At 74.0% G+C, this 11,001-nt stretch carries 6 protein-coding genes; 3 read left to right on the forward strand and 3 right to left on the reverse strand.

Annotated features, from left to right (window positions below; all coding sequences use genetic code 11):
* Positions 1-77: 77 nt before the first annotated feature.
* Positions 78-3,233 (reverse strand): alpha-mannosidase, encoded by a 3,156-nt coding sequence (locus tag NUM_RS12205; RefSeq protein ID WP_207124929.1) that lies wholly within the window; start codon positions 3,231-3,233, stop codon positions 78-80.
* Between the two features lie 148 nt (positions 3,234-3,381).
* Here NUM_RS12205 and NUM_RS12210 point away from each other — a divergent pair, with 148 nt between their 5' ends.
* Positions 3,382-6,444, forward strand: coding sequence for a hypothetical protein (locus NUM_RS12210; RefSeq protein ID WP_225918512.1), 3,063 nt, complete (start codon positions 3,382-3,384; stop codon positions 6,442-6,444).
* Positions 6,445-6,616: 172 nt separating this feature from the next.
* On the opposite strand, the gene NUM_RS12215 is transcribed toward NUM_RS12210, so the two are convergent.
* Together NUM_RS12215 and NUM_RS12220 are read right to left on the reverse strand one after the other, a co-directional pair.
* Positions 6,617-8,053: a hypothetical protein gene (locus NUM_RS12215; RefSeq protein ID WP_207124930.1), complete on the reverse strand. Its 1,437-nt coding sequence runs from the start codon at positions 8,051-8,053 to the stop codon at positions 6,617-6,619.
* 121 nt (positions 8,054-8,174) lie between these two features.
* Positions 8,175-9,263 (reverse strand): ROK family glucokinase, encoded by a 1,089-nt coding sequence (locus NUM_RS12220; RefSeq protein WP_207124931.1) that lies wholly within the window; start codon positions 9,261-9,263, stop codon positions 8,175-8,177.
* A 194-nt stretch (positions 9,264-9,457) separates the two neighbouring features.
* Here NUM_RS12220 and NUM_RS37150 point away from each other — a divergent pair, with 194 nt between their 5' ends.
* Both NUM_RS37150 and NUM_RS12230 read left to right on the forward strand, forming a co-directional pair.
* Positions 9,458-10,522, forward strand: coding sequence for a C40 family peptidase (locus tag NUM_RS37150; RefSeq protein ID WP_225918513.1), 1,065 nt, complete (start codon positions 9,458-9,460; stop codon positions 10,520-10,522).
* Between the two features lie 110 nt (positions 10,523-10,632).
* The gene (locus NUM_RS12230) at positions 10,633-10,989 is read left to right on the forward strand and encodes an MmcQ/YjbR family DNA-binding protein (RefSeq protein ID WP_207124932.1); all 357 of its coding nucleotides are present in this window, start codon (positions 10,633-10,635) and stop codon (positions 10,987-10,989) included.
* Positions 10,990-11,001 lie beyond the last annotated feature (12 nt).

The raw sequence follows: 11,001 nt of genomic DNA on the forward strand, positions 1-11,001 counted from the left end.
CGCGCCCCGGCGACGCGGGCGCGCCGGACCGGCGACGGCCGGGACGCGCCGCGGGTGGCGCGTCCCGGCCGTCGCGGTCAGCCGCGGCGCAGCCGCAGGGTACGGATCTGGAACGGCCGGAACGCCAGCCGCACCGTGCCGTCCGCGTCCAGCAGGTCCGCGCCGGCGTCGGCGAGCGGACGCTCCAGCAGGTCCACCTCGGTCACGCCGGCCGCGGCGAAGCCGGGGCGCAGCGTGGTCTGCGCGCGGCCACCGCGCGACTCGTACGCCCGGACGACCACGTCGCCGGAGCCGTCGTCGGCGAGCTTGACCGCCTCCACCGCCACCGCCGGGTTGTCCAGCCGTACCAGCGGCTCCGGCGTCGTGTTCGCCGCCGCGACGCGCAGCGGCAGGTTCAGCGCGTACCCCTGCGCCACCGCGTCGCCGATCTCGGCACCGGGCACCAGCGCGTAGGTGAACGTGTGCGTGTCGATGTCGGTGTGCGGGTCGGGGCTGTGCGGCGCGCGCAGCAGCGACAGCCGTACCGTCGTGGTGGTGCCGCCGGTGTCCCGGGTGGCGCGGTGCACGTCGTGACCGTAGGTCGAGTCGGTCACCAGCGCGACGCCGTAGCCGGGCTCGCCCACGTGGATCCAGCGGTGCGCGTACACCTCGAACCGGGCGGCGTCCCACGACGTGTTGGTGTGGGTGGGCCGGTGCACGTGGCCGAACTGGATCTCGGCCGACTCCCGCTCGGCGTGCACGTCGATCGGGAACGCCGCCTTCAGCACCTTCTCCGACTCGCGCCAGTCGATCTCGGTACGCACGTCCAGGCGGCGGCTGCCCGCGGCGAGCACCAGCGTCTGGGTCGCGGTGGACTCGCCGAACCGGCGTACGACCCGGATCGCGGACACCAGCGGGCCGCGCTCCACCACCTCGACCGACTCGGCGTCGGTCAGGTCGGTGTGTCGGTGCAGGTAGTGCTTGTCCAGGTCCCAGGCGTCCCACTTGTTGGGGTGGTCGGGGTGCAGCTGCAGCAGGTTGCCGTAGCTGCCGGGGGCCAGCACCTCGCGGCCGTGCGCGTGGTCGTACACCGAGGTGACCAGGCCGCGCTCGTCCACGGTGACCCGCAGCAGCCCGTTGTCCAGCACCAGACCGTCCACAGTGGACGGCGTGACCGCTCCGTCGGCCGGCAGGTCCGGGGCCAGCGTGCCCACCCCCAGCGCCGGTACGGTGGCGAACGCGGCGACGCTGCCGTCGGACAGCTTCTGCGCCGCGTCCGCGGACAGGCCCGCCGTCGCGGCCAGATCCGCCGGTACCGCGGTGACCTCGGCCCGGTCGTTCGGCGCGGCGTTGAACACCCGCAGCCCGCCGTCGCCGTCGCCACCCACCGCGTGCGTCGCGGCGTCGATGATCCCGGTCAGCTGCTCGCGGATCCGCCCGTACGTCTCCCGCGCCTCGCGGTGCACCCAGGCGATCGAGGAGCCCGGCAGGATGTCGTGGAACTGGTGCAGCAGCACGGTGCGCCACAGCTCGTCGAGCGCCTGGTACGGGTAGTCGGCGCCGGCGTGCACCGCCGCGGTGGCCGCCCACAGCTCCGCGGTGCGCAGCAGGTGCTCGCTGAACCGGTTGCCCTGCTTGGTCTTCGCCTGCGAGGTGAACGTGCCGCGGTGCAGCTCCAGGTACATCTCGCCGGACCACACCGGTGCGTCCGGGTACTCCGCGCGCGCGGCGGCGAAGAACTCGTCCGGGTGCTCGATGGTGACCTTCGGCGAGCCCTCCAGGTCGCGCAGCCGCCGGGCGCGCTCCAGCATCTCGCGGGTGGGGCCGCCACCGCCGTCGCCGTGCCCGAACGGCAGCAGCGAGATCGTCCCGGCACCCTTCTCCGCGTAGTTGCGCACCGCGCGGGCCAGCTCCTCGCCGGCGAACGTCCCGTTGTACGTGTCCGCCGGCGGGAAGTGGGTGAAGATCCGGGTCCCGTCGATGCCCTCCCACCAGAACGTGTGGTGCGGCATCTTGTTGACCTGGTTCCAGGAGATCTTCTGGGTCAGGAACCAGTCCAGCCCGGCCAACCGGGCGATCTGCGGGAACGCCGCGGTGTAGCCGAACGAGTCGGGCAGCCAGATGCCGCGGGTGTCCACCCCCAGCTCCTGCGCGAAGAACCGCTTGCCCTGGGTGATCTGGCGGACCAGCGCCTCACCCCCGGGCAGGTTCGCATCCGACTCCACCCACATCGAGCCGACCGGCGCCCAGTTGCCGGCCGCGACCGCCTTCTTGATCCGCTCCCAGACCGCCGGCTGCGCCTCCTTCACCCACGCGTACTGCTGCGCCTGCGACGCGGCGAACACCAGCTCCGGGTACTCGGCGGCGAGCGCGGTGACGTTCGCGAACGTGCGGGACGACTTGCGTACCGTCTCGCGCAGCGGCCACAGCCACGCCGAGTCGATGTGCGCGTGCCCGGCCGCCGCGATCCGGTGCGCCGAGGCGTTCGCCGGCCGGGACAGCACCTCGGCCAGCTCGGCCCGGCCGGCGGCCGCGGTACCCGGCACGTCGTGCAGGTCGAGCGTGTCGAGCATCCGCTCCAGCGCGCGCAGGATCTCGTGCCGGCGCGGGTCCTCGACGCTCAGCTCGTGCATCAGCTCGGCCAGCACGTCCACGTCGGCGACCAGCGCGAACACCGTCTCGTCGAGCACCGCCACGTCGGCCGAGCGCAGCTGGTAGAGCGGCGCGTCACCGGCGGTGTACTTGTCGCCGAGCAGGGTCGGCTTGATGCCCATCGAGACCTGCGGGTTCGCCGCCGCCTCCAGCAGCAGGTCGACCCGCTCGCCGCCGGCGGCCGGCCGGGCGACCGGCACGTACCGGTTGAGCGGGTGCAGCGCCTTGATCGGCGCCCCGGCCCGGTCGTAGGCCATCGCCTCGGCGGAGAAGCCCGGGCCGCCACTGAAGCCCAGGTCGAACACCGCCTCCACCCGCTCGCCGGCGAACGCCGCGGGCACCTCGCCGCGTACCCGCAGCCAGCTGGTCGACCACGGTCGGCCCCAGGCGGTACCGATCGGCATCGGCACGTAGTCCGCGGCGAGCGCCTCGGTGACGTTCACCGGGTCCGCGGCGATCGGCGCGCCGTCCGGGCCGGGCACGTCCGGTACGTGCCAGACCTCGACGGTGAGGGGCGCGGTCGCGGTGTAGATCGCCGGCCGGATCCACTGGTTCATCGCCCGATCGAGGCGCGCCTCGACCAGGACACGATCGTCATGCACTGCTCAGATCCCCCACACGCTCTCAGAGGTCATCGTTGTCATCGGGCATTCCGCGCCACGCTATGTCACCCGCGGCCGGTGGCGCCAGGGTCCGATCACCACGTCACGCCGGAACCACACGCTGCGCCGTTCGTGCCAGAATGTGCCCGTGCCCAGCCCTCCCCCGCCGGCGCGGCCACGGACCGTGACGCTGGTTGCGGTGCTCGTCGTCCTCGTCGCGCTGGGTGGTCTGGTCGCCGGATCGCTGAGCGCCTTCCTCGGCCAGAGCCACCACCCGGTGCGGGTACCGGCCGAGCACCCCGGTGTCGCCGCCGCACGCCCCGACGTACCGGCGCCGCCCGTCTCGACGATCGCGGTACCCGCCGACCGATCGCTGCGGCTCGCGGCGAGCGCGCTGGCCGACGCGTACGCGGGTCGCGGGCTGCCCCGCCCGACCATCGGCACCGGTGCGCCGGAGACGGCGGCGATCGTGGCCCGGGTCGACCGCCGGGCCGGGCTGACCGGCGAGGCGTTCCGGTTGCGGCGCTCCGGCAGCCGGATCGGCGTCACCGCGGGGACCACGGCCGGGGCGCGCGCCGGGCTGTACACGCTGGCCGACCGGGTCCGGTCGGCCCGGACGCTGGTACCCGCGGCCGAGCAGGGCCGCGTGCAGCGACCGCGGCTGGGGCTGCGGCTCACCGACGCGGGCGCGGTCGGCCTGGACGACGACGCGGCACGGTTCGCCGCCGGCGACGACTACTCGCTGGGTACCGGACGCACCGCGACGGCGATGCTGCCGACCGCGCCCTGGGTGGACCGGACGGCCGCGGCGCGCATCGCCGGCCAGTTCCGGGCGTTCGTGGACCGGTCGCTGGCGCAGGGCTACAACGCCGTGGTCGTGGACGGCTTCCTGGAGTACGTGACGTTCGACCGGCTCGGCGTCTACCCGGCCGGCGATCCGCACCCGGCGCGGGCCCGGGCGATGGTGCGCACCTTCGGTCCGGTCTGGCGGTACGCGCACGACATGGGGATGAAGGTCTACCTGTCCACCGACATGCTCGCCACCGACCCGCCGCTGGTGCGGTACCTGCAGCGCCGGGTCGGCGGGCTCGACGTCGGCTCGCCGGCGCTGTGGTCGGTGTACCGGGCCGGCGTCGCCGAGCTGTTCGACAACCTGCCCTACCTGGCCGGCATGATGATCCGGGTCGGTGAGGGCGGCAGCGACTACGACGTGCCGGGCTCGGACTACTCGTCGGCGCTGGTGGTCACCACCGCCACTGCGGTACGCAGCATGCTGCGCGCGGTGCTCGCCCCGGCCGCCGCGGCCGGCAAGGACGTCATCTTCCGGTCCTGGACCGTCGGTGTCGGGCCGGTCGGCGACCTGCACACCAATCCGGCGTCGTACCGGCAGGTGCTCGGCGGCCTCCACGACCGGCACCTGATCGTGTCGACCAAGTACAGCGCCGGCGACTTCTACAGCCACCTCGCGCTGAACCGCACGCTCGCGGTCGGCGACCAGCGGCGCATCGTCGAGATCCAGTCCCGGCGCGAGTTCGAGGGGCTGGGTGCGTTGCCCGACGACCTCGGCGCGCTGGACCAGACGGCGCTGCGCCGGCTGCTCGCCGCCAACCCGCACATCGAGGGGATCTGGGACTGGTCGCAGGAGGGCGGCCCGCTCTACGCCGGCCCGCGGGACATGTACCTGCGGCACGGGTTCTGGCAGCTGTGGGATCTCAACGTCTACCTCGCCGCGCGGCTCGCCTGGCGGCCCGAGGACGACCTGGCGCAGGCCCGGGCGGACTGGGTACGGCAGACGCTCGCCACCGATCCGGCGGCGGTACGGGCGATCTCGGCGGCGTTCGCGCTGTCGCGCACCGCGATCACCGACGGCCTCTACCTCGGCCCGTACGCCGACCAGTCGGTCACCGCGCTCGGACTGCACCCGCCGCCGATGATGTGGATCTTCGAGTGGGACATCGTCTCGGGCGACTCCGCCACCTTCGACACGATCTACCAGATCTCCCGGAACCACCTGGACGCCGCGATCGCGCAGGGGTGGACCGCGGTACGGGCGGTGCAGCGGATGCGCGCGCTGATCGCCGGCACCGCGCCGGCGGACTGGGCCGACCCGGCGCTGCGCGGCCGTTTCCTCGCCGCGCTGGACTACGAGCGCAGCCTGCTGCGCACCCTGGCCGACTACCGGGCGCTGGTGCTGCGCCACGCGCAGTGGCTGGACACCGGCTCCCGCTCGGCGTACGACGCGTGGCACGCGGCGCAACGCGACTTCACCCGGCACCGGGCGCAGCACCGAGCCCGGTACGGCGACTCGCTGGCGCTGCCGGCGTACAACTTCACCGCCGCCGACCTCGGCCTGGCCCGCGCCGACCGGGACGTCGCGATGGCCTGGCTGTCCCGGGTACTGCTGCTCGTGACCCTGCTCGCGCTCGGCGTCGGTGCCTGGGCCGGCCGGCGCCGGCGCACGGATGCCGCGGTCCGCCCGGCCCGCGACGGTACCGCGCTGCGGGCACTGTGGCTCGGGGCGACCCGACCCTGGCGCCTCGCCGACCTCGACCCACCGCGGTCGAGGACCGACCGGATCGTGGTGTGGGCGCTGCCGGCCGTCGTCCTGGTACTCAGCCGGGCCGCGTACTGCTGGTTCGCCTCGCCGGTGCACCTGGCCGGCACCCTCGGCGCCTGGCTGCTGTACGCGGCGGTGCTGCGCGCCCTGCTCGGCCGGCGCGGCGGCTTCCGGCTGTGGGCCGCGCTCGGCGGCGTCGCGTTGCTGCGTTCGGCGCTGCTGCTGGCGGTGCTGTCGGTGCGCGGCCCCGGCCGGTACTGGTTCGACTTCTGGAACCTGCCCGTCCGGCGCAGCGGCTACGTGGTCCTCGCCGTCGTCGCGTTCTGCTGGCTGTTCGTGGCGAGCTTCGGGGTGCTGCGCGCCGGGTACCGCCTGCGCCGGCGCCGCGCGGTCGGCGCCGTGCTGCTCGCCGCCGGTACGCCGCTCGCGATGTTCGGCGCGCTGGTCGCGGCGATCGGCCTGGAGACCGTGGCGACCTGGTGGAACGACCAGCTGACCCTGCTGCCGTGGGGGCTGTCCCGGATCCTCGGCCTCACCGTCTACCTGGGCGTCCCCGCCGCGCTGCCGACCGTGGTCGCCGCCGCCGGCGCGGTGCTCGGCCTCGCCGGCGGCCTGTTGCTGGCCCGCTACTCCCGCCGCCCGACGCACCCGTGAACCCGCCCGCACTCCGCGGCCCGTGCACCGCCCGGGCCGGGCACCGCAGGGCCGGGCACTGCAGGGCCGGGCACCGCAGGGCCGGGCACCGTGAGCCGGCGAGCGGGCAGGCAACCGGTGCGCGGGCCGGGCATCGGCCGGCAGCCACGGGGACCGGTGCGACCGGGCGCGGTCACTGGGTCGGGCAGCCGGACGGGGCGCCGTTGTACTCCTTGGTGTAGACGCGAACGAGCATCCTGGTGTTCGCGTACTCGGTGAGCGTCCACAGGTGCGCGTTGCCGGCCGAGTCGTGCCAGTACGCCATCGACTCGGTGTCGTCGACGAACGTGCCCGGCGTCGGGCACACGCCGTCGCTGTCCTGCTCGTACCACAGTTCGCTGCCGTGGCCGCCGGGCAGCGTGCGGGCGACGAAGTACTCCTGGTGGCCGGTGGCAGTGTTGGGCCGCGACACGACGCCCTGGAGGCCCTCGAAGTTCGTGGTCGCGAGCGACGCGGCGGTCACCGGCGTCGAGGAGCCGTGCTGGACCCGGTCGACCAGATCGCTCATCCGCCAGTTGACGATGCGCACCGGCGCACCGGACGCGGTCATGTCGGCGGTGCCGCGGTACTCGGCGGTGACCAGCTGGTTGCCCGACCACTGCAGCGACAGCGACGAGAAGCACAGCCCGGCGTCGACGTCGTCCGGCGTGGTCGAGCAGCCGGCCGGGCTGGTGTGGAAGCTGCCCACCTCGAACATCACGTACCGGTAGCCGGCGGCGCACAGCTGCGCGCCGCCGGACGGGTTCGTCACCTGACCGACGTCGTCGGGGGTCGACGCCGCGCCGTCCGGGCCGCAGGTCGTGTCGTTCGGGACCAGGTACGTGCGCCGGGTGTCGAACACCATCACGCCGGAACCGTGCCGGGCCACGAACAGGTACGGGCCGAACCAGCTCGCGCCGCCGCCGTGCACGTCGCAGATCGGGCTGAACGTCAGCCCGGCGGCGTTCGGCGCGCCCGGCACCACCAGCAGCACGTGCCGGAACGCGCTGTGCGTGCCGTCGGTGTACGGGCGCTGGATGAACGTCGCGCGCAGGCCCACCGAGCGCGCGGTGTCCTCGGGTACGCCGGGGCAGCGGGCCCGGTCGTCGGACAGCGCCTCCTGCCGCCACACCGTGACCACCTCGTCGCCGCCGGCGTCGTACCCGGTGGAGCGCTCGGCGTCCTGCGAGGTGGTCACCGCCTGCGGCAGCCACCGGTTCGAGGTCTCCTCCGAGCCGTCGAAGCACCAGGCGGCCAGGGTGTACTGCGCGTCCGCGGCGTCGATCGCCGACCGCGCGCCGGCGCACTTCGCGTTGCTCTTGTAGTACAGCTGGTGGTTGGTGTGCGCGTACACCTGGGCGAGCCCCGGCGACCCGTCGGCGGACAGCTGACCCGCGGCGTACGCGGGGTCGATGCCGCTGGTGTCGGTGGGGGTGTAGACCAGCTTCTGCAGGTCGGCCGTGGACTGTCCGCCGTTCACGTACGGCTTGACGCCGTCCCAGCCGATCGCCTGCGCCGTGGTCGGCAGCGCGAGCACCGCTGCCGCCGCCACGATCCCGACAATGCCGCCGATGCCTCGTCGAACGCCCATCGGTTGCCCCTCTCGGTGACAACGACCACGATCCAGGCGATCATGGCAGATTCCCGACGGCCGCGACAGTCCCGGCGTCAGCGGCGGTCGCGATCGGCCGCGACACGGGCGACCGGGTGCGTCAGCCGCGTTCGCGCTCGTCGGCGAAGAACAGCCGGCGCCGGTAGGTCGACCGGCGCGGGTCGCGGGCGAACAGCCGGATCTCCTCCCGGGCCAGGTCCGCGGCGCCGATCAACCCCGCCTCGTTGCCCAGGGTGGCGCGCACGATCCGGGCCTCCGGGCGGAAGCCGCGCCCGGACAGGGTGCGCCGGTACGCCTCCCGGGCCGGGTTGAGCAGCAGGTCGCCGGCGTCCGAGACGCCGCCGCCGATGACGAAGCAGCCCGGATCCAGCGCGCACGCCAGGCCCGCCATGCCGACGCCGAGCCAGTGCCCGATCTCGTCGAACAGCTCGATCGCGGTCGGGTCACCGGCCATCGCCGCCTCGGTGACCAGCGGGCCGGTGATCGCCGCGACGTCCCGGCCGGCCCGGTCCAGCAGCGCCTGCGCCACCGGCGACTCCGCCGCGGCCAGCTCGCGCGCCTCGCGGACCAGTGCGTTGCCCGACGCGTACTGCTCCCAGCAGCCGCGGTTGCCGCACTCGCACCGGTGCCCGCCCGGCACCACCTGCATGTGCCCGAACTCGCCGGCCACCCCGTACCGGCCGCGCTGCACCAGCCCGTCGACCACGATGCCGCCGCCGATGCCGGTACCGAGGGTGATGCAGATCAGGTGGTCCTCGCCCTGGCCGGCGCCGAACCGCCACTCCGCCCAGGCAGCCGCGTTCGCGTCGTTCTCCACCACCACCGGCAGCCGCAGCCGGGACGACAGCGCCTCCCGCAGCGGCTCGTGCCGCCAGGACAGGTGCGGCGCGAACAGCACCGACGAGCCGGTCGCGTCGACGAAGCCGGCCGCGCCGATGCCGACCGCGGCCACGTCGTGCCGGCCGGTCAGCTCGTCCACCACGTCGGCGATGGTCTCCTCGACCTCGCGCGGGCTCTTGGACAGCCCCGGCGTGTCCCGGCGGGTACGGTCCAGGACCCGGCCGGCGGAGTCGACCACGCCGCCGGCGACCTTCGTACCGCCGATGTCAATGCCGATGGTGAGCCGGCGCAGGAACCTCGACGGCGGCCGGTTGCGGTACCGGCGGGCCGTCGGCTGACGCGATGCCATGAGTGCATTGAAACCCATGATCGGCCGCGCCCGGCCGCAGGGCCGTCGATCGGTGCGCCCGGTCATGTCCGCTATGTCATCCTCCGGGTATCACCAGATGGAACAGTCGGCGAAGAAATCTTGCTTCTGCCCGGAGTCGGTTGAAAGATGAGTCCAGTCTGCCTGTCCCCGGGTCACGCCCTGGAGGAGTCGCCGTGCGCGCATTGCCGCTTCGCCGCCTGCTGTCCGCACTCGCCGTGGCACCGACGCTCGCCGCGGTCGCCCTCGCCGGGCCGTCCGCCGCCGCGCCGGCGCCCGTCGACCGCGCGGCGCCGGCCGCCACCACCGCGTCGCACTCCGATGCGACCGTCGGGTACGTCGACGTCGCCGCGGCCACCCTGTGGGTCGACCCGAACAAGGACCGCAAGGTCGACGCCGACGCCACCGGCAACCCGGTCGACCTGCGCGCCTGGACCGACGGGCTCACCATCGACCAGCGGCTGTGGCTCGTCGGCGAGCTGGAGACGCAGGCGCTGTACGGGACCAAGGTGACCATCCTCGACCACAAGAACGGCTGGTCGTACGTGGCGGTCGACGGGCAGCCGACGCCGCGCAACCCGCTCGGCTACCCCGGCTGGGTCCCGGACGTGCAGCTGAGCACCGACCCCGCGTTCGGCGAGTACGCCGGGCAGCCGTTCGCGCTGGTCACCGCGACCACCACCGGGCTGTACAGCGACGCCGCCCGCAGCCGCCGCAGCATGGACGTCGCGCTGGACACCCGACTGCCGGTGCTCGGCCATGACGGCTCCTCGATCGAGGTCGCCACCCCCGACCGCGGCCCGGCGTACCTCGACGAGTCCGCCGCCACGGTGTACAACTCGCCTGCCGACATCCCGGCGCCCACCGGCGCCGACCTGGTCGCCACCGCCAAGCGGTACGTCGGCCTGCCGTACGTGTGGGCCGGCACCTCGTCCTGGGGCTTCGACTGCTCCGGCTTCACCCACACCGTGTACGACGTGCACGGCGTCACGATCCCCCGGGACGCCGACGCCCAGTACGCCGCCGGCACGCCCGTCGCCGACAGCGACCTGCAGCCCGGCGACCTGCTGTTCTACGCCCACGACAACGGCTTCGTGCACCATGTCGGGATGTACATCGGCGACGGGTACGAGATCGACGCGCCGAACAACACCAGTACCGAGATCAGCACGGTCGAGATCGTCAAGGTCGCCGAGCACCGGTACGTCGACGAGTACGTCGGAGCCCGCCGGTTCCTGTAGTCCACCGCCGGCCCGGTGCCGCGCTCCAGAGCGCGGCGTCCGGCTCCCGGTCGGCCGGCGCGCCGGTGGATCGGGGCGCGGGCCGGTGCCGGCGGCGGCACACTGAGCGGATGAGTGATCCGCTGCCCCGGCTGCGCGAGGCGTGCCTCGCCCTGCCGGAGGTCACCGAGCGCGTCAGTCACGGCGAGCCGTGCTGGTTCGTCCGGGACCGCCGGCTGTTCGTGATGTACGCCGACCACCATCACGACGACCGGCTCGGCTTCTGGTGCGCGGCGCCGCCCGGCGAGCAGGAGGCGCTCGTCGGCGCCGATCCCGGCCGGTTCTTCCGCCCGCCGTACGTCGGGCACCGCGGCTGGCTCGGCGTCTACCTCGACGTGCCGGCCGACTGGGACCAGGTCCGCGAGCTCGTCACCGAGGCCTACCGGGTGATCGCCCCCAGGACGCTCGCCGCCAAGCTGGACCGCTGAACTCAGGTCGCG

Origin of the sequence: Actinocatenispora comari (assembly GCF_017312725.1) — a bacterium.
GTDB lineage: Bacteria > Actinomycetota > Actinomycetes > Mycobacteriales > Micromonosporaceae > Actinocatenispora > Actinocatenispora comari.

Coding starts and splice junctions, on each gene's coding strand:
- NUM_RS12215 (WP_207124930.1), bottom strand. CDS start 8,053: ATGGGCGTTCGACGAGGCATCGGCGGCATTGTCGGGATCGTGGCGGCG.
- NUM_RS12220 (WP_207124931.1), bottom strand. CDS start 9,263: ATGGCATCGCGTCAGCCGACGGCCCGCCGGTACCGCAACCGGCCGCCG.
- NUM_RS12230 (WP_207124932.1), top strand. CDS start 10,633: ATGAGTGATCCGCTGCCCCGGCTGCGCGAGGCGTGCCTCGCCCTGCCG.